The 18,832-nt window shown below is 62.9% G+C and carries 14 protein-coding genes and 2 tRNA genes; 9 read left to right on the forward strand and 7 right to left on the reverse strand.

Going from position 1 to position 18,832, the window contains the following annotated elements; genetic code table 11:
- Positions 1 to 99: 99 nt before the first annotated feature.
- A complete protein-coding gene (gene dksA / locus Q0799_RS01310; RefSeq protein WP_298393357.1) occupies positions 100 to 525 on the reverse strand; it encodes an RNA polymerase-binding protein DksA in 426 nt (141 codons plus the stop codon).
- Positions 526 to 690: 165 nt separating this feature from the next.
- Between dksA and Q0799_RS01315 the strand changes: the two genes are divergently transcribed.
- Positions 691 to 767, forward strand: a tRNA-Pro gene (locus tag Q0799_RS01315).
- Between the two features lie 34 nt (positions 768 to 801).
- A tRNA-Arg gene (locus Q0799_RS01320) sits at positions 802 to 878 on the forward strand.
- Between the two features lie 240 nt (positions 879 to 1,118).
- Here the strand turns inward: Q0799_RS01320 and Q0799_RS01325 are convergent.
- The 6 genes from Q0799_RS01325 to Q0799_RS01350 form a co-directional block, all read right to left on the reverse strand.
- A complete protein-coding gene (locus Q0799_RS01325; RefSeq protein WP_298393359.1) occupies positions 1,119 to 2,978 on the reverse strand; it encodes a VWA domain-containing protein in 1,860 nt (619 codons plus the stop codon).
- 1 nt (position 2,979) lies between these two features.
- The gene (locus tag Q0799_RS01330) at positions 2,980 to 3,948 is read right to left on the reverse strand and encodes a 4Fe-4S binding protein (RefSeq protein ID WP_298393361.1); all 969 of its coding nucleotides are present in this window, start codon (positions 3,946 to 3,948) and stop codon (positions 2,980 to 2,982) included.
- Positions 3,945 to 4,349, reverse strand: coding sequence for a hypothetical protein (locus Q0799_RS01335; protein ID WP_298393363.1), 405 nt, complete (start codon positions 4,347 to 4,349; stop codon positions 3,945 to 3,947). Before Q0799_RS01335 ends, Q0799_RS01330 begins: the two co-directional genes overlap by 4 nt.
- A gap of 3 nt (positions 4,350 to 4,352) precedes the next feature.
- Complete coding sequence (locus tag Q0799_RS01340; protein WP_298393365.1) at positions 4,353 to 5,153, reverse strand: CbbQ/NirQ/NorQ/GpvN family protein; 801 nt, start codon at positions 5,151 to 5,153, stop codon at positions 4,353 to 4,355.
- 62 nt (positions 5,154 to 5,215) lie between these two features.
- Positions 5,216 to 6,595: a cbb3-type cytochrome c oxidase subunit I gene (locus Q0799_RS01345; protein WP_298393367.1), complete on the reverse strand. Its 1,380-nt coding sequence runs from the start codon at positions 6,593 to 6,595 to the stop codon at positions 5,216 to 5,218.
- A 45-nt stretch (positions 6,596 to 6,640) separates the two neighbouring features.
- Positions 6,641 to 7,066, reverse strand: coding sequence for a cytochrome c (locus tag Q0799_RS01350; protein WP_298393368.1), 426 nt, complete (start codon positions 7,064 to 7,066; stop codon positions 6,641 to 6,643).
- 221 nt (positions 7,067 to 7,287) lie between these two features.
- Here Q0799_RS01350 and Q0799_RS01355 point away from each other — a divergent pair, with 221 nt between their 5' ends.
- From Q0799_RS01355 to Q0799_RS01385, 7 genes are all read left to right on the forward strand, one after another.
- Positions 7,288 to 8,553 carry a nitrate/nitrite transporter gene (locus Q0799_RS01355; RefSeq protein WP_298393370.1) on the forward strand — a complete coding sequence of 422 codons (1,266 nt, stop codon included), beginning with the start codon at positions 7,288 to 7,290 and terminating at the stop codon, positions 8,551 to 8,553.
- 18 nt (positions 8,554 to 8,571) lie between these two features.
- Positions 8,572 to 10,218 carry an MFS transporter gene (locus Q0799_RS01360; RefSeq protein ID WP_298393372.1) on the forward strand — a complete coding sequence of 549 codons (1,647 nt, stop codon included), beginning with the start codon at positions 8,572 to 8,574 and terminating at the stop codon, positions 10,216 to 10,218.
- 75 nt (positions 10,219 to 10,293) lie between these two features.
- A complete protein-coding gene (locus Q0799_RS01365; RefSeq protein ID WP_298393374.1) occupies positions 10,294 to 14,043 on the forward strand; it encodes a nitrate reductase subunit alpha in 3,750 nt (1,249 codons plus the stop codon).
- 26 nt (positions 14,044 to 14,069) lie between these two features.
- Positions 14,070 to 15,620: a nitrate reductase subunit beta gene (gene narH, locus Q0799_RS01370; protein ID WP_298393376.1), complete on the forward strand. Its 1,551-nt coding sequence runs from the start codon at positions 14,070 to 14,072 to the stop codon at positions 15,618 to 15,620.
- 10 nt (positions 15,621 to 15,630) lie between these two features.
- Positions 15,631 to 16,179, forward strand: a complete 549-nt coding sequence (gene narJ / locus Q0799_RS01375) for a nitrate reductase molybdenum cofactor assembly chaperone (RefSeq protein WP_298393378.1) — start codon at positions 15,631 to 15,633, stop codon at positions 16,177 to 16,179.
- 10 nt (positions 16,180 to 16,189) lie between these two features.
- Positions 16,190 to 16,879, forward strand: coding sequence for a respiratory nitrate reductase subunit gamma (narI, locus tag Q0799_RS01380; RefSeq protein ID WP_028994812.1), 690 nt, complete (start codon positions 16,190 to 16,192; stop codon positions 16,877 to 16,879).
- 30 nt (positions 16,880 to 16,909) lie between these two features.
- Positions 16,910 to 18,832: a type IV pili methyl-accepting chemotaxis transducer N-terminal domain-containing protein gene (locus tag Q0799_RS01385; protein ID WP_298393381.1), complete on the forward strand. Its 1,923-nt coding sequence runs from the start codon at positions 16,910 to 16,912 to the stop codon at positions 18,830 to 18,832.

An 18,832-nucleotide genomic window follows, 5' to 3' on the forward strand; every position in this document is an offset into this window, starting at 1 on the left:
CGCGAAGCGGTTGTTCGGTAAGTCTGTGGCAATTACTTCGCCATTTGCTTTTAGCTGCGACTAACCTGAAGGTAAGTCTGCGCTGAAAGCAATTGACGATTACTTCGCCATTTGCTTTTCCTTGAGTTCGTCCAGCGTTTTGCAGTCGATGCACAGCGTCGCCGTCGGGCGGGCTTCCAGGCGCTTGATGCCGATTTCCACGCCGCACTTGTCGCAGAAGCCATAGTCGCCGGCTTCGATGCGGCCCAGGGTTTCGTCGATCTTCTTGATCAGCTTGCGTTCGCGGTCACGGTTGCGCAGTTCGATGGCGATGTCCGTTTCCTGGCTGGCCCGGTCGTTCGGGTCGGCAAACACGGTCGCCTCGTCCTGCATGGTGTGTACCGTGCGGTCGATATCCTCACTCAGCTCCTGCTTGAGCGTTTCCAGAATCTTCCGGAAATGGGCGAGCTGCTTGTTGCTCATGTACTCCTCACCCGCCTTCGGCTGGTAAGGGGCGAAATGTTTGTGGAGCAAGTCTTCTGCCATTTTGTGGACGCTTCCATTGACCAAAAAAGCGATTAAATATCAGAAAGCCGGCACCCAGGCAAGGAAAAGGCATGCTGCAGCGCAATGTGACAATGTGCTAACCCCTCGTAATCCCGCATGGTGCTGGCGTGCGGCGATTGGCGCTGATACAATGCGCACCTTCGTCGGGGCGTAGCGCAGTCTGGTAGCGCATCTGCTTTGGGAGCAGAGGGTCGTGAGTTCGAATCCCACCGCCCCGACCATTTCCTTGCCGGTGGCACTGTCGTGACACCTCCTGCGCCCGTAGCTCAACTGGATAGAGCAATTGCCTTCTAAGCAATAGGTCGGGGGTTCGAGTCCCTCCGGGCGCGCCATTGATCCGCTCCACGGATCCAGCAAATCCCCCTGAAATTCAATCGGCAACTGATCGGCCTACGCCCTCAGGCGTGCCGGAGTACTTCTTTTGGCTGATTGTCCCCGGCCGCCGCGCCTCCTACACTGTGCTTCAGGTTGTTCCAGACACAACCTGACTCCCTGATGATCGCTGACCCGATTGTCTTCAGGCCCTGCACAAACACCTCCCTGTGCGGGGCCTTTTTCTTTTCTGGCTGGCTTCAGCGGGTCAGTTGTGCGTAGCAGAGCGGCAGGCGAGCCGGCAGTTCAACCGGATTGCGGATGATGCTGTAGCCGCTGGCGCCGAACAGGTGGGGCAAATAGCTGTTGCCGGTGCGGTCGATGGTCAGGCAGAACGGCACGATGCCCTGGTGTCGGGCTTCCTGGATGGCGGCGCGGGTGTCCTCGATACCGTAGCGGCTGTCGTATTGATCGAGATCGTTGGGTTTGCCGTCAGAGAGGATGATCAGCACCTTGCGGCCGGCGGTTTCGTCGCCGAGCAACTGGCTGCTACGTCGTATCGCCGCGCCCATGCGGGTGTAGAACCCCGGCTTGATCGCCTGGATGCGGCCGCGCGCGATGTCGCCGAAGCGCTCGCCGAAATCCTTCAATCGATGAAAGCGTACCTGGCGCTTCACCGACGAAAAGCCGCACATCGCGAAGCGGTCGCCGGTGCCGCGCAGGGCCTCGCCAAACAGCAGCAGGGTATCGCGGATGACGTCGATGACGCGGGACTCGCTCGAGACATAGGCGTCGGTCGACAGGGACAGATCGGCCAGGACCAGGCAGGCCAGGTCGCGTTCCCGGCGTTCGATCGACTGGAATAACTGTTCGCTGCCATGGCGGCCGCAGGCGCGATCGGTGGTCGCCCGCACGATGGCGTCGAGGTCGAATTCGCAACCGTCGGGCTGCCCCTTGAGCCAGCGGCGCTGCGGTTGCAGGGCGGCGAATTGCTGGTGCAGCCGCTTGGCGGTCCGCCGCAATTCGACGGGGAGTTTGCCGGCCGGCACCTCGCGGGCAACGAGTTCCTGCAGGCGGACATGGTCGGCCACCAGCGTACCCTTGCGGTAATCCCATTCGGGCAGGGGCATGCCTTCGCCCAGTGGCAGGTCGTCGGCGGCAGCCGAGGGCAGGTCGAGGTCGAAACGGACGCGCGTGGCAATCCGTTCGCCGGCATCCGGTGTGGCCAGTGCCAACTGTTCGAGGTTGCGGGCGGCGTCGGCGGCGTGTGGATCGGGATCGTCGTCGACGCTGCGGTTGATGCGCAGGAACTCGGCGACCGAAAGCAGGCTCTCGGCGCGGAAGAACATCAGCAGGCCGTTCTTTTCCGCCGGTGGCGTGATCCGCTCGCCGCGATGGGCTTCGTCGCCGGCATCCTGGCTGCTGCTGCCGTCACCGGGTGCCGTTGCGCGTGATTCGGCCGGGGCGGACGGTGATTTTTCCAGCAGGTCGGCGTGCAGCCAGAGCAGTACCGGTTGGGCCGGTGGCGTGCCGGCCGGCACCGGCGGCAGGGATTCGATGCTGCCTGGTTGCTGCAAGGCCTGCCGGATCGCTACCTCGCGCGCCGCTTCGGCAGGCGGAAGGCTGGCAAGCAGAGGGCGGCAGGGCAGGTAGGCCTCGACCAGTCGGTGATAGCGGGGGTGCAGGCCGGGCCAGCGATCGAGTGCGTGGCAGGTGGCTTGTTGCTGGTGCCGCACAAAGTGCGCATGGTCGCTCGGCGCCTGTTCTGGCAGCGCATCGTGACTGGCGGCCAGTGCGGCCAGCCAGTAGTAGAGGTCGCGGTTGAGTGCCGGCTCGGCAAAGGCGTCGATAGTTGGCGGCAGGCGCAGGGTGGCGTCATCGCGCCTGGCCAGCGCGCCGCGTTCGTCGCTGCCGGCCAGGCGGGCCAGCCAGTGTCGGCGGTGGCCCGTGGCGTCGTGCGTGGCTGCCGCCACGCGCAGGCCGGGGTCGCCGCCGAGCGCGCGGAAGTAGATGGCCAGCGGCCGAGCCAGCGCTTTCAGTTCGACGGTGGCTTGTGGATGGTGGCCGCCGGCGGCGCGGGTGATCCAGCGATGCCAGACCTTGCCGACCCATTCTTCCATCCTAGTCTCCCGTCCTGTCCTGCTTGCCCGGCCGGAAGCCGGCTTCGTTCTGCCGCGCGGCGGCATCCTTGACCCAGTGCAGCAATGGGCCGCCGGGATTGTCGCGCTGACTGGTCGCGCAGGCGCTGAGGCACTGCGCGCACTGGGTGCAGGTGAACATGTGACGCTTGATGTTGCGCGGGTTGAGCCGCATCGGGCAGGCCATGTCGCAGGCCGACTGGCGTTCCGGCAGGCAGCGGTTGCAGTCGTTGCCGCGCGAACGCTGGAAACCGACCACCATGGCGTCGCGATTGCCCATCCAGACCAGCGACTGAAACAGGCCGACGGCGCAGGCGTAGCGGCAGAACAGGTGGCGGGCGAACAGGAATTCGAGGCTGAGGAGGGTGGTGAAGGCACCAATGAACAAGGCCTGGTTGCGTGTTAGCGTACCCTGCCACAGGTTGCCGTACACCTCGGTAGGCGGCAGCAGGTAGGTGAGGAAGACGACTGCCCAGGCGAAGGCAAAAATGACCGCGGCAGGCACCACCAGCAGCCACCAGCCCGGGCTGTACTGCCGCGGGCTGCGGTCGGCATGCCAGGGCGGCAGGGTTTCGCGTTCCCAGAGGCTGGGTTTGCCGCTGGCACGCAGCATCAGCGAATTGATGATCTCGACCACCGAAAAGTGCGGGCATAGCCAGCCGCAATACAGCCGCCCCCAGCGCCGCGCCACCCACAGAAACAGTGCGGCAGTGGCCAGCAAGGGCAGGAACAGGCGGGTCAGTACGTTGATGGCGGCGCTACCGGCACCGATCCGGCCGGCCAGGAAGTCGTCCAGGCCAAGCCGCCATTCAAAGCCGAGCAGCCAGGCATGACCGGCATAAAGGTCGTAGCGCAGCAGATCGAACACCGGCGCCAGCGCGAACAGGATGAAAAACGCGAACTGCAGGCCGTGACGGCGGAGCTGCAGGGTGGGGGCAATGGGCTGGTTCATGGGCTGTGCGGGCCGATCACCGGGTAACGCCAGTCATGACCGTTCATGGCGCGGACCAGGCCGAGAAAGCCGAGCAGGATCAGCAGGGCGTGTACGAGGAGGAAATAAAGTACGCCGATCACCCATGACCACGGATTGTCCAGGCCGCCGATGGCGAAGATGCCCAGGCTGCTGGCAGCCAGGAAAGCGCCGCCCCACAGGCTGGCGCTCATGGTCTGGCGCAGGTGGCTGCGTACCAGCGGGTCGTGGTGCCGGCGATGGCGGTGCCACAGCCCGCACAGGAGCAGGAAGCCTAGGACCGGCAGCAGCATCAGGTTGATCAGGAACAGGGCTTCGGCGGCGATGGCCAGCGGTGGGCCGGGCATGGCGTGGACCAGCGGGTCGGGACGTTCGATGCGCATCGTTTATTGCCCGAAACTGGCGCGGATGACTTCCATCAGCGCTTCGGCAACTTCCGTGTCGTCGGTCAGGCTGTCGACGATGGCCGCCCGGCAGGCGGTCACCGGGTCCATGCCGCCGCCGATGAGCAGGCCGGCGTAGACGAGCAGGCGGGTACTGGCCGCCTCTTCCAGGTCGTGTTCCTGCAGTTGGCGCAGCGCCTGGGCAATGCCGACCAGACGGCGGGCGAGGTCGGGTGGGCAGCCTCCTTCGCGTTCGAGGATGCGCTGCTCGCGTTCGGCTGCCGGGAAATCGAAGCGCAGGCTGACGAAACGCTGGCGGGTCGAGGGCTTCATGCCCTTGAGCAGATTCTGGTAGCCGGGGTTGTACGACACCACCAGCATGAACGACGGTGGTGCAGCGAGCAGTTCGCCGGTACGGTCGATCGGCAGCAGGCGACGGTCGTCGGCCAGGGGATGAAGGACGACTGTCGTGTCCTTGCGCGCCTCGACCACTTCGTCGAGGTAGCAGATGCCGCCTTCGCGCACGGCGCGGGTCAGCGGGCCATCGCACCAGACGGTCTGGCCGTCGACCAGCAGGTGGCGGCCGACCAGGTCGGCGGCCGTCAGGTCGTCGTGGCAGGCGACGGTGTACAGCGGCAGCTTCAGGCGTGCCGCCATGTGGGCGACGAAGCGCGTCTTGCCGCAACCGGTGGGACCCTTGATCAGCAGGGGCAGGCGGTTTTTCCAGGCGGCTTCGAAGATCTCGGCTTCGTCGGCGAAGGCTTCGTAGTAGGGATGGGACTCGGTGAGTATCGGTGCATTCATGGACGGTTTCCTTCTGCTGGGGCGGATGACGGGCGGCCGTGGCCGCCCGTCGTGGTGACCGGTCAGCGGGTGGCTGTCCGGGTTTCACCCTTGATGAAGAAGCTGACGATGTAGAGCACCAGTCCGATGAAGAAGACCACGCCCGACCATTCGCGCATCCAGTAGAACAGGGCGACCTGATCCTGGGTGGCCATGAACGACATCGGTACCTCGGCGACGCGCTGCAGCCATACCTGGAGGATGCCGGCGGCGGTCAGGAAGAGGGTGATGAAAACCATGGCGATGGTCATCAGCCAGAAACTCCACATCTCGACCACCTGGGCCTTGTTTGAATTGGCGGCACGTCCGCGCAACACCGGCATGGCATAGCTGATCAGGGTCAGGACGACCATCACGTAGGCGCCGTAGAAAGCCATGTGACCGTGGGCGGCGGTGATCTGCGAACCGTGGGTGTAGTAATTGACCGGCGCCAGGGTGTGCAGGAAACCCCAGACGCCGGCGCCGAGGAAGGCCATCACGCCGGTGCCGAGCGCCCAGAGGACGGCAGCCTTGTTCGGATGCTCGCGACGGCGGCGGTTCACCATGTTGAAGGCGAACACGGTCATGGCGAAGAAAGGAATCGGTTCCAGAGCGGAGAAGATCGAACCCCACCACTGCCAGTACTCGGGCGCGCCGATCCAGTAGTAGTGGTGGCCGGTACCGATGATGCCGGTGACCAGGGTCAGGGTGATGATCACGTACAGCCACTTCTCGATCACTTCACGGTCGACCCCGGTAACCTTGATCAGCACGAAGGCCAGCAGCGCACCGAGGATCAGTTCCCAGACGCCTTCGACCCACAGGTGCACGACCCACCACCAGTAGTACTTGTCCTTGACCAGATTGTGCGGGTTGTAGAACGAGAACAGGAAGAAGATCGCCAAACCCCACAAACCGATCAGCAGTACGGTCGAGATCGCGGTCTTGCGGCCCTTCAACACGGTCATCGTGATGTTGAAGAGGAAGGCCAGGGCGACGACGACGATGCCGAGCTTGGTCGGTAAAGGTTGTTCGAGGAATTCCCGGCCCATGGTCGCCAGCAGGTCGTTGCCAGTCATTTCGGCAAGCGTGGCGTAGGGCACGAACAGGTAGCCGAGGACGGTGGCGGCACCGGCCAGCAGGAAGATCCAGAACAGCGCGATGGCCAGTTTCGGACTGTAGAGTTCGGTTTCGGATTCCTCCGGGACCATGTAGTAGGCCGCGCCCATGAAGCCGAACAGCAGCCAGACGATGAGCAGGTTGGTGTGGACCATGCGGGCCACGTTGAAGGGGATTTCGGGGAAGAGGAAATCCCCGACGACATATTGCATGCCCATGATCAGGCCGAAGATGATCTGCCCGACGAAAAGGCCGATCGCAGCCACGAAGTAGGGCTTGGCGACCGCTTGGGTTTTGTATTGCATCGCAGTGCTCCTGAATTTATACCGCTTTAGGAATGTGGTCCGGGCTTAACCCTCGATGTTGGGTGGCCAGTTGGCGGTGTTGATTTCCGACGTGTATTTCAGGAAGGCGACTAGTTGGTCGAGTTCCGTGTCGCTCAGGTGGAATTGCGGCATCTGCCGGCGACCGGGGGCACCGGTCGGTTGGGCCTGCATCCAGGCCTTGATGAAGTCCGGACCGCGACGTGGGTAGACATTGCCCAGTTCCGGCGCGAAATAGGCGCCTTCGCCGAGCAGCGTATGGCAGCCGATGCAATTGCGCGTTTCCCAGATCTTCTTGCCGGCGATGACCTCCGGCGTCAGGTTCTGGCTGTTGTCGCGCTTGGGAAATTCGCGATGCGAATCGAAGGTCAGGGCCAGAAAGACCAGGAAGAAGAACACCGTTCCCCCATAGAAGATGTTCCTGGCCATTGATTTGGTAAATACCCCGCTCATGAAATTACTCCTTGTTATTGAGGTGGAGCGATTCTCGTTTTAGCGGGGTGTCGGAAACCATGATGCGTATCAAAGGGAGCGGGGCACCTTCGGGCTAGTTCCAAATGACTACTCCGCCTACCGTTTTTTATCTCCCGTATACCGGCGAATGGCGAATGGGCTGCAGACGCCCAAGTTCTTAATCTTCACCCAACGGAAAAACCGGAGGGAGAGACAAGAACATGACAAGCAGAAAAATGCAGCAATTGTCCGTACTGACCATGAGCACGCTGGCGTTCACCGTCTGCTTCATGGTCTGGATGATCTTTGCCGTGATCGGCATCCCGATCAAGGAACAACTGGGCCTCAACGAAACCCAGTTCGGCATCCTCGCCGCCATGCCGGTGTTGACCGGCTCGCTGATCCGCCTGCCGCTGGGCATGATGACCGACCGCTTTGGCGGTCGGCCGGTGTTCTTCGGCATCATGATGAGCACCGTAGTGCCCATCTATCTGATCGGCCAGGCCACCGAATACTGGCAGTTGCTGGTCGCCGGCCTGTTCGTCGGCATCGCCGGCGGCTCCTTTTCGGTCGGCATCGCCTACTGCGCACGCTGGTTCGAGAAGCAGAACCAGGGGTTCGCCATGGGCGTGTTCGGTGCCGGCAACGCCGGCGCAGCGCTGACCAAGTTGCTCGCCCCGTCGATCGTCGTCGCCTACGGTTGGACCATGGTGCCGACGGTTTTTGCCGTGATGATGCTGGTTACGGCGCTGGCCTTCTTCGTGTTCACCTACAGCGATCCGGCGCACCGGGTCAGTTCGACGGTGACCGTCGCGCAGCAGCTGCGCGCCTTGAAGGATCCGAACGTCTGGAAAATCTGCCAGTACTACTCGATCGTCTTCGGCGGTTATGTCGCGCTGGCGCTGTGGATGACCAAGTACTACGTCCAGGAATACGCCTTCGACCTCAAGAGCGCGGCCTTCCTGGCGGCCTGTTTTTCCCTGCCTGGCGGCGTGTTGCGAGCGCTTGGCGGCTGGTTCTCGGACAAGTTCGGCGCCCACAAGGTGACCTGGTGGGTGCTCTGGGTGTGCTGGATCTGCCTGTTCATCCTGTCCTACCCGCAGACCGAGTTCACGGTGAAGACGGTCAGCGGACCGCAGACCTACGAAATCCATCTCAACGAATACGTCTTTACCGCGCTGCTGTTCGTCGTCGGTGTCGCCATGGCGGTCGGCAAGGCCTCAGTGTTCAAGTACATCTCCGACGACTACCCGAAGAACATCGGCGTCATCTCCGGCATCGTCGGTCTGGCCGGCGGCCTGGGCGGCTTCCTGCTGCCGATCATGTTCGGCGCCCTGGTCGACCTGACCGGCGTGCGGTCCTCCTGCTTCATGTTGCTGTACGGCGTCGTCTGGGTCTCGCTGATCTGGATGTACTGGACCGAGGTGCGTGATGCCGATTTGGTCCGCGGCCGCCCAGCGCGCGTCGGTGCCGACAACCTTGAATGATCAGAACGGGGAGTTTCAATGAACAAGCAAAAATCCACCCGCCCCCAGGTCACCAGTTCGGTCGACATCGTCGACTGGCGGCCCGAGGACGAAAAATTCTGGCAGACCACCGGTCGCCGCATCGCCAACCGCAACCTGTGGATCTCGATTCCCAGCCTGCTCTGCGGCTTCGCCATCTGGTTGATGTGGGGGATCATCACCGTGCAGATGGCCAATGCCGGCTTTCCGTTCTCGCCGGACGAGCTATTTACCATTGCCGCCATTTCCGGCCTGTCCGGCGCCACCTTGCGCATTCCCGCGTCCTTCTTCATCCGTATCTGCGGTGGCCGCAACACTGTCTGGCTGACCACCGCGCTGCTGATGATTCCGGCCATCGGCACCGGTCTGGCACTGCAGGACAAGAGCACGCCGCTGTGGGTCTTCCAGTTGATGGCGCTGCTGTCCGGGATTGGCGGCGGCAACTTCGCCTGCTCGATGTCCAACATCAGCACCTTTTTCCCCAAGCGTCAGCAGGGAACGGCGCTCGGGCTCAACGCCGGTCTCGGTAATTTCGGCGTGACCACGATGCAGTTGCTGATTCCGGCGGTGATGACCGTCAGCCTGTTCGGCGCGCTGGGCGGAGACCCGATTCCGCTGGTCAAGGATTCGGCGACGCTGATCGGCAAGATCGTCGCCGGCACGCCGACCTGGATCCAGAACGCCGGCTTCGTCTGGTTGCTGTTGCTGGTGCCGCTGGCCGTCGTCGGCTGGTTCGGCATGAACAACCTGCTCACCGTTTCGCCGGCAATCGGCTCGACCGCCGCCGCGCTCGGCCGGGTCGTCGTCTTCTACGGCCTGGCGCTGGTTGTCTCCGGTCTCGGCCTCTACCTCTACCTGCCGGCACCGAGCGGCCTCGGCCTGCTCAACATGTGGGCGGTGGTGGTCCTGGTCATCGTCGCTACGCTGTTTGCCATGAAGGCGCTGGCCACCGGCGAGATGAAGGCCAACCTGGGCAAGCAGTTCGCCATTTTCGGCAACAAGCACACCTGGTCGATGACCGCGCTTTACGTTGTCACCTTCGGCTCCTTCATCGGCTTCTCGATGGCGCTGCCGTTGTCGATCACGGTCATCTTCGGCAACACACATGTCTTCGATCCGGCGACCCAGGCCTGGGTCCATGCGCGCAACCCGAATGCACCGTCGGCGCTGATGTACGCCTGGATCGGCCCCTTCGTCGGCGCGCTGATCCGTCCGCTCGGCGGCTGGATTTCCGACAAGCTCGGCGGGTCCATCGTCACCCAGGTGATCTCGCTGGTGCTCGTCGTCGCCTCGGCCGCCACCGGCTACGTCATGCACCTGGCCTACCAGTCGGCGACGCCGGAAGACTATTTCTTCCTGTTCATGGGCCTGTTCATCGTCCTCTTCGCCGCCTCCGGCATCGGCAACGGCTCGACCTTCCGAACCGTCGGCTTCGTCTTCGACCAGGACCAGCGTGGGCCGGTGCTCGGCTGGACTTCGGCGGTCGGTGCCTACGGTTCCTTCATCGCGCCGGTGGTCATCGGCGGCCAGATCAAGGCCGGCACTCCGGAAAACGCGATGTACGGCTTTGCCATCTTCTACGCCATCTGCGTCGTCATCAACTGGTGGTTCTACCTGCGCAAGAACGCCTACATCCACAACCCCTGAGCCGTTTCATCACCATCACCGCATTCTGCAATCAACCCCGCGGCCTGGGGCAGGTCGCCAAACGAGGAGCACAACATGAGTCATTTTCTTGACCGCCTGAAATTTCTGAGCAAGGTCCAGAGCACCTTCGCCAAGGGCCACGGCGTCGTCACCAACGAGGATCGCCAATGGGAGGATGCCTATCGCAACCGCTGGCGGCACGACAAGGTCGTCCGCTCGACCCACGGCGTCAATTGCACGGGCGGTTGCTCGTGGAAGATCTTCGTCAAGAACGGCCTGGTTGCCTTCGAAATGCAGCAGACCGATTACCCGCGCACCCGCGAGGACCTGCCCAACCACGAACCACGCGGCTGTCAGCGCGGCGCCTCGTTCTCCTGGTACCTGTACTCGCCGCACCGGATAAAGCACCCGATGATCCGTGGTCGCCTGCTCGACCTGTACCGCGCCGAGCGGGCCAAGGGCCTTGACCCGGTCGAAGCCTGGGAGGCAATCCAGAACGACCCGCAGAAGCGCATCAAGTATGTCGGCGTGCGCGGCCTGGGCGGCTTTGTCCGTGCCGGCTGGGAGGAAATGAAGGAGATCATCGCCGCCGCCAACATCTACACCATCAAGAAATGGGGCCCGGACCGCATCTACGGGTTCTCGCCGATTCCGGCGATGTCGATGATTTCCTATGCCGCCGGCTCGCGCTATCTGTCGCTGATCGGTGGCGCCTGCGGTTCGTTCTACGACTGGTACTGCGATCTGCCGGCCGCCTCGCCGCAGACCTGGGGCGAGCAGACCGACGTGCCGGAAGCCGCCGATTGGTACAACTCGACCTACCTGATCATCACCGGCGCCAACCTGCCGATGACGCGCACGCCGGATGCCCACTTCGCCACCGAAGTCCGCTACAAGGGCGCCAAGATCGTCTCGATGGCGCCGGACTACGCCGAGTACGTGAAGTTCGCCGACCTGTGGATGCCGGTCCGCCAGGGCACCGACACGGCGGCTTTCCTGGCCATGGGCCACGTCGCGCTCAAGGAGTACTTCATCGACCGCCAGGACGCCTATTTCCTGGAGTACGCCCGCAAGTACACCGACATGCCGATGCAGGTGATGCTGCGCCGGCATGGCGAAAACTGGGTGTCCGACCGCAACCTGCGCGCCTCCGACTTCGTCGATAACCTCGGCGAAGCGAACAACCCCGAGTGGAAGACCGTGGTCTTCGACAGCAAGCGCCAGTCCTTCGTCGTGCCCAACGGTTCGATCGGTTTCCGCTGGGGCGAGGACGGCAAATGGAACCTGCTCGAACAGGCGGCCGGTGGTGAGATCGAAGCCGAACTGAGCTGCATCGAGCGCCGCGACGGCGTGGTCAGCGTCGGCTTCCCGCATTTCGAGAATGGCGAATCGACGCTGATCCTGCGCAATGTACCGGTCCGCATCGTCAAGCTGGCCAATGGCGAGGAAGCACTGGTGACCAGTGTGTTCGACCTGCAGATTGCCCAGTACGGGATCGATCGCGGGCTGGGTGGCGGCAACGTCGCCAAATCCTACGACGATGCCGATGTCGCCTACACCCCGGCCTGGGCGGCTAAGGTGACCGGCGTCAAGGCCGCCGACATCGAACGTACCGGTCGCGAGTTTGCCGAGAACGCGTCGAAGACTCGCGGCAAGTCGATGGTCATCATGGGCGCGGCGATCAACCACTGGTACCACAATGACATGACTTACCGGTCGATCATGAACCTGCTGCACATGTGCGGTTGTGTCGGCCAGACCGGCGGCGGCTGGGCGCATTACGTCGGCCAGGAAAAGCTGCGCCCGCAGGCCGGCTGGGCGCCGATCGCCTTCGCCACCGACTGGCAACGGCCGCCGCGGCATCAGAACTCGACCTCGTACTGGTATTTCCACACGGACCAGTGGCGTTACGAAACGGTCGATGCCGATGCACTGCTGTCGCCCGCCGGTAAGAACAAGTACAAGGGCTACACGCTCGCCGACTACAACGTCGATGCGGTGCGCATGGGCTGGTTGCCGGGGGCGCCGCATTTCAACCGCAATCCGCTCGATCTGGTCGCTGAAGCCGAGAAGAAGGGTGCGACCGACGAGGCCGGCATCGCCAAACATGTGGTCGAAGAACTCAAGAGCGGCAAGCTCGACGTTGCTTTCGCCGACCCGGACAACCCGGTCAACTGGCCGCGCAATCTGTTCGTCTGGCGCGCCAACCTGATCGGCACCTCGGCCAAGGGCCACGAGTACTTCCTCAAGCACCTGCTCGGCGCCCAGAACGGCGTGATGCAGGAGGGCACCCATGGCGCCGCCTGCAGCCAGGTCAATTACCTGGAAGACGGCCCGGTCGGCAAGCTGGACCTGATGGTGGACATCAACTTCCGCCTCAATTCCACCGGCGCCTACTCCGACATCATCCTGCCGACGGCAACCTGGTACGAGAAGAACGACCTCAATACCACCGACATGCACCCCTTCATCCACCCGCTGGGCGAAGCCGTGACGCCGGGTTGGGAATCGAAGTCGGACTGGCAGATCTTCAAGGCGATTGCCGAGACCTTCTCCAAACTTGCCGAAAAGCACCTGGGCAAGAAGCGCGACCTAGTTGCCTTGCCGATGCAGCACGATTCCCCGATGGAGCTGGCCCAGCCTTTCGGTCAGGTCAAGAACTGGAAGCGCGGCGAGTGCGAGCCGATCCCGGGCAAGACCATGGCCGCGCTGCGCCTGGTCGAGCGCGACTACGGCCAGACCTACAACAAGTACATCGCGCTCGGCCCCTTGATGACCAAGCTCGGCAACAACGTCAAGGGCATCGACTGGAACACCGAGCAGGAATACAAGGAACTCGCCGTCCTCAACAAGACCGTCCAGGTCGATGGCGTGTCCAAGGGCATGCCGTCGCTGGAAGAGGACATCTACGTCTGCGACTCGGTGATGCGCATGGCGCCGGAAACCAATGGCGAGGTTGCCCACAAGTCGTGGTCGGCGCTGTCGCAGAAGACCGGCCTCGATCACCATCACCTGTACGCCGGCCGCCATGAGGACAAGATCACCTTCCGCGACATCGTCGCCCAGCCGCGCAAGATCATCACCGCGCCGACCTGGTCGGGGATCGAGTCGGAAACGGTGTCCTACACCGCCGGCTACACCAACATCCACGAGCACATCCCGTTCCGCACGCTGACCGGCCGCGCCCACTTCTACCAGGATCACGAGTGGTTCCTCGACTTCGGCGAAGGCTTCTGCGTGTTCAAGCCGCCGGTCGACCTGAAGGCCCATGAAACCGTCCCCGACAGTGTGCGCCGCAAGCCGCACCTGACGCTGTCGTGGATCACGCCGCACTCGAAGTGGGGCATCCACTCCAGCTACCAGGACAACCTGCGCATGCTGACGCTGTTCCGCGGCGGTCCCTACATCTGGATCGCCGAGGACGACGCCAGGCAGATCGGCCTGGCCGACAACGACTGGGTCGAGGCGATCAACGCCAACGGCGCGACGATGGCCCGGGCGGTGGTGTCGCAGCGCGTCCCGCGCGGCATGGCGCTGATGTACCACGCCCAGGAGAAGAACGTAAACGTGCCGGGTTCGCCGTCGTCCGGCAAACGCGGCGGCATCCTCAACTCGGTCACCCGCGTCGTCGTCAAGCCGACCAACATGGTCGGCGGCTACGCCCAGCTCGCCTATGGCTTCAACTACTACGGCACGGTCGGCTGCAACCGCGACGAGCAGGTGGTGCTGCACAAGGTCGAGGACCGCGATATCGACTGGCTGGAACGTCCGCTGACCCCGGAACGCGAAGCCCAGCGCAATCCGGTCGGTGTCGGCAGCAAGTAATCGCGAACGCAATCTAGGAGATCAACATGAAAATTCGCGCACAATTCGCGATGGTATTCAACCTCGACAAGTGCATCGGCTGCCATACCTGCTCGGTGACCTGCAAGAACGTCTGGTCCAACCGCAAGGGCATCGAATACGCCTGGTTCAACAACGTCGAATCCAAGCCCGGCATCGGCTACCCGAAGAACTGGGAAAACCAGGAGAAATGGCAGGGTGGCTGGACCAAGCTCAACGGCAAGCTCGAACTCAAGGCCGGCGGCAAGTTGAAAAAGATCGTCCAGATCTTCGCCAACCCCAACATGCCCGAGATCGACGATTACTACGAGCCTTTCACCTACGACTACGCCCGCCTGCAGAACGCGCCGCTGTCTGAAGCCGCGCCGACAGCCCGGCCGGTGTCGCAGATCACCGGCGAGAAGATGGACAAGATCACCTGGGGCCCCAATTGGGAAGACGACCTGGCCGGTGAATTCGAGAAGCGCTCGAAGGACAGCAATTTCTCGAACATGGAAAAGGAGATGTACAAGCAGTTCGAGAACACCTTCCACCTCTACCTGCCGCGCATCTGCAACCATTGCATCAACCCGGCCTGCGTCGCCTCGTGCCCGTCCGGGGCGATGTACAAGCGCGAGGAGGACGGCATCGTCGTTGCCGACCAGGATCGTTGCCGCGGCTGGCGCATGTGCATCTCGGGCTGCCCGTACAAGAAGGTCTTCTTCAACTGGGAATCGTCGAAGGCCGAGAAGTGCATCGGCTGCTATCCGCGCATCGAATCGGGTCTGCCGACCGTGTGCTCGGAGTCCTGCGTCGGTCGCATCCGCTACAACGGCATCATCCTCTACGACGCCGACAAACTCCTCGACGCCGCCAGTACCGACAACGAGCAGGATCTGTACAAGGCCCACCTCGACCTCTTCGTCGATCCGAATGACCCGAAGATCATCGAGCAGGCGCTGGCCGACGGCGTGCCGCAGTCGTGGATCGACGCCGCCCAGAAGTCGCCGATCTACAAGATGGCCGTCGAATGGAAGATCGCCTTCCCGCTGCATCCGGAATTCCGCACGCTGCCGATGATCTGGTATGTGCCGCCGCTGTCCCCGGTGCAGTCGCAGATCGACCAGAAGAACCTGCCGACCGAAGCCGACGGCGTCATTCCCAAGGCCTCGGCGATGCGCCTGCCGGTCAAGTATCTGGCCAACCTGCTGACCGCCGGCAAGGAGGAATACATCGTCTCGGCACTCAACCGCCTGATCGCCATGCGTTCCTACATGCGCTCGGTCAATGTCGAAGGCACGCCGGACATCCGCCCGCTGACTGCCGCTGGTATCGACGAGGACACGGCCAAGGCGATGTACCGCTATCTGGCGATTGCCAATTACGAGGACCGTTTCGTCATTCCGACCTCGCACCAGGAAATCTCGCTCGACGATTACCACGGCTTCCAGGGGCAGAACGGCTTCAGCTTCGGCAACGACTCGGCCAACGGTCAGTCGCCCTTTGCGCTCTTCCCGGAACGCCGGACCGAGAGCATGGAACCCCGCGAACCGGCGCCGTTGGCCGCCAAGAAGAAGTGAGGAGACGGACATGCTGATTTTCAAACTGCTTTCGGCACTGCTCGATTACCCGGATGATGCCTTGCTTGCTGAACTGCGCCGCGAAGTCGCGCAGGCCGGCAGCGCGCTGACCCTGGTCGAGAATCTCGACGAACAGGGGCTGCTCAGCGCCGAGAACCACCTTGGCGTCGCCTACGTCATCGACTACCTGCTCGACAACGAGGCGACCGTGGTCCAGGCCAATTACGTGCAGACCTTCGACCTGACGCCGGAACACAGCCTGCATCTGACTCACCACATTTTTGGCGAGGAGAAGACGCGCGGCCCGGCACTGATCGATCTGACCGAGTACCTGAAGAGCTACGGCTACCAGCACGACGAGAAGGAGTTGCCGGACTTCCTGCCGCTGATGCTGGAGTTCGTTTCCGAGCTGGCGGTCGACGAAGCCCGCGTTTTCCTGGGCGACGCCGGCAAGGTGCTCGGCGTGATCGCCGACAACCTGGACAAGGCGGCCAGCCCGTATGCCCGTCTGATCGGCGTCGTGAACCAATTCGGCTCGCTGGTGAAACTGGCGGCCTGAGGAGAGCAACATGAATCTTTCGAAATTCGTTTTTGCGGTCTATCCGTACATCGTGCTGACCGTCTTCGTCATCGGCTGCTGGATCCGTTACGACCGGGAGCAATACACCTGGAAGACGGACTCGACGCAGTTGCTGTCGAAGGGCGGCATGGTCTTCGCCAGCAATTTCTTCCATATCGGCATCCTGGCCATCTTCGCCGGGCATTTCGCCGGCCTGGTATTGCCGCACGGCCTGTGGCTGGCGCTCGGCGTCTCCGACATGCAGCACCAGTGGCTGGCGATCATTGCTGGTACGGTGTTCGGCGGCATGATGCTGCTCGGCGGCCTAGCGTTGTGGTTCCGTCGTCTGACCAATGCCCGCGTGCGGGCAGCTGGGCGCGGTTCGGACATGTTCGTCCTGAGCTGGCTGATGCTGACGCTGCTGCTCGGCCTGGCGACCATTCCCGTCTCCATCGGTCACGCCAACCACGGCAACCCGGAAGTCATGCTGGCGCTGGCCAACTGGGTGCAGAGCATCCTGACGCTGAACCCGCAACCGGAATTGCTGGATAATGTGGATTCGGTTTTCAAGACCCATCTGTTCTTCGGCATGACCGTCTTTCTGGTCTTTCCCTTCACCCGCCTGGTGCATGTCCTGACGGCACCGGTGAACTACCTCGGGCGGGCTTACCAGATCGTCCGGGCCAAACGTCGGGCCTGATTCATCACCAACACAGGGACGTGCAGCGACATGCCTGACAGCCAGCAAAAGCTCGCCAACAAGATCATCGGTATCCTCACCGTGTTCTTCCTGGTGGCCTTGCTGGCTGTCGGCATGACGCTGCTCATTTCCTGGAAGCTCGAAGGCGGTGCGGCGGCGATCAACGACGCCGGGAGTTTGCGCATGCGCTCCTACCGCATCGGCAACCTGCTCCAGCATCCCGAGCCGGTGTCCGGCCAGCAGGCGAATCTGGCCGGGGAAATCCGGGAGTTCGAACACATCCTGGCCGACCTGCGTCGTGGCGACCCGCTGCGCCCGCTGGCGCCGCCGCGCGACAACCGGATCAGCCAGCAACTGGAGCGCGTCGAACAGGACTGGCGCGAGCGCATCGTGCCGCTGCTTGCCGATTTCGACCGGGCCGACGATGTCGAATTGCAGACCCGCGCCTTCCAGTCCTACCAGGCCTCAGTCCGCGATTTCGTTGCGCAGATCGATAGCCTGGTCCAGGCCATGGAACGCAATTACGCATTCAACACCAATCTGCTGCGCACGTTGCAGGTCGGCCTGATCATCCTGGCCGTGCTGGGCACCCTGATCCTGATCCGCTTCTTCTTCGTCCAGGTCATCCGCCCGGTCGATCTCCTGCACGGCGGTATCAAGCGCATGCTGGGCGACGACTTCAGCGTCCGCCTGCCGCTCGAGTCCCGGGACGAATTCGGTGCCCTGGCATCGGGGTTCAACCAGATGGTTCAGCATCTGCAGAATTTGTACGCAACATTGGAAGAGCGTGTGACCAGCAAGACCCGGACGCTGGCCGAGCGCAATCAGGAACTGAGCGTCCTCTACGAAACGACGGCCTTTCTCAATGAGCCGGTCGGGCTGCAGGACATCTGTCATGGGTTTCGCCGGCGCGTGCGGGTGGCCATGGGGGCCGACGCCTGCATGATCCGTTTGCTCGGGCGCGATAGCGAATTCATGGAACCGGTTTCCCACGAGGGGCTGTCGGCCGCTTTTGTCGCCGAGGAAAGCAGCTTGCGCTGCGGCGAATGCCTGTGCGGTGCGGTTCTCAGTTCGGGGCAGTCGCAGCAGATCGATACCGCCAATCCGCCGCCGCTGATGTGTCGGGAAACCTGCGTGCACGAGGGCTTTCGCACGGCCAGCGCGTTTTCCATCGTCTGCCAGAAGCAGGTCGTCGGCGTGTTCAACCTCTATTACCGCCAGGAACGGCAGTTTTCCCCGCAGGAAATGGCCTTGCTCGACATTCTCGGCAAGCACCTCGGCGTGGCCATCGAAAACCTGCGTCTGCGCAGTCGCGAAAAGGAAGCGGCGGTTTACGAAGAACGCAACCTGCTGGCCCAGGAGCTGCACGATTCGATTGCCCAGGGCCTGGCCTATCTGAACATCCAGACCCAGTTGTTGCAGGACTCGTTGCGCCATGAGGAAACCGCCGAGGCGCAGGAGGTTGCCGAGCGCATCCGCAACGGCGTGCAGGAAAGCTACGACGACGTGCGCGAACTGCTGGTGCATTTCCGTACCCGGGCCAGCCACGCCGACCTGGAAACGGCGCTGATGACGGTGCTGCAACGCTTTGAGGTACAGACCGGCATGGCCGTCAACTTCAAACGCCAGGTCGGTCTGCTGCAGGTGGCGGAGGACGAGGGCATCCAGATCATCCACATCGTCCAGGAAGCGCTCTCCAACATCCGCAAGCATGCCGGGGCCCAGCACGTGGCTGTGCGTTTCGAACATGAAGGCGCGCGCATCCGCATCGTCATCGAGGACGACGGTGTCGGTTTCGTGCCGGAAGCATCGCGCTCTGAAGATCATGTCGGGCTGAGCATCATGCGCGAGCGCGCGGCGCGTATCGGCGGCGAAGTGCAGATCCAGTCGCGCGTGGGCGAGGGGACAAGGATCGTCCTCCTGCTGCGCCATTTCTCAAGTCCGGGAGCGTGA

Source organism: uncultured Azonexus sp. (genome assembly GCF_937982035.1).
Lineage (GTDB): Bacteria > Pseudomonadota > Gammaproteobacteria > Burkholderiales > Rhodocyclaceae > Azonexus.

Bases quoted from the DNA above. Each gene is read 5' to 3' on its own strand.
- dksA (WP_298393357.1), bottom strand. From the start codon at position 525: ATGGCAGAAGACTTGCTCCACAAACATTTCGCCCCTTACCAGCCGAAG.
- Q0799_RS01325 (WP_298393359.1), bottom strand. From the start codon at position 2,978: ATGGAAGAATGGGTCGGCAAGGTCTGGCATCGCTGGATCACCCGCGCC.
- Q0799_RS01330 (WP_298393361.1), bottom strand. From the start codon at position 3,948: ATGAACCAGCCCATTGCCCCCACCCTGCAGCTCCGCCGTCACGGCCTG.
- Q0799_RS01335 (WP_298393363.1), bottom strand. From the start codon at position 4,349: ATGCGCATCGAACGTCCCGACCCGCTGGTCCACGCCATGCCCGGCCCA.
- Q0799_RS01340 (WP_298393365.1), bottom strand. From the start codon at position 5,153: ATGAATGCACCGATACTCACCGAGTCCCATCCCTACTACGAAGCCTTC.
- Q0799_RS01345 (WP_298393367.1), bottom strand. From the start codon at position 6,595: ATGCAATACAAAACCCAAGCGGTCGCCAAGCCCTACTTCGTGGCTGCG.
- Q0799_RS01350 (WP_298393368.1), bottom strand. From the start codon at position 7,066: ATGAGCGGGGTATTTACCAAATCAATGGCCAGGAACATCTTCTATGGG.
- Q0799_RS01355 (WP_298393370.1), top strand. From the start codon at position 7,288: ATGACAAGCAGAAAAATGCAGCAATTGTCCGTACTGACCATGAGCACG.
- Q0799_RS01360 (WP_298393372.1), top strand. From the start codon at position 8,572: ATGAACAAGCAAAAATCCACCCGCCCCCAGGTCACCAGTTCGGTCGAC.
- Q0799_RS01365 (WP_298393374.1), top strand. From the start codon at position 10,294: ATGAGTCATTTTCTTGACCGCCTGAAATTTCTGAGCAAGGTCCAGAGC.
- narH (WP_298393376.1), top strand. From the start codon at position 14,070: ATGAAAATTCGCGCACAATTCGCGATGGTATTCAACCTCGACAAGTGC.
- narJ (WP_298393378.1), top strand. From the start codon at position 15,631: ATGCTGATTTTCAAACTGCTTTCGGCACTGCTCGATTACCCGGATGAT.
- narI (WP_028994812.1), top strand. From the start codon at position 16,190: ATGAATCTTTCGAAATTCGTTTTTGCGGTCTATCCGTACATCGTGCTG.
- Q0799_RS01385 (WP_298393381.1), top strand. From the start codon at position 16,910: ATGCCTGACAGCCAGCAAAAGCTCGCCAACAAGATCATCGGTATCCTC.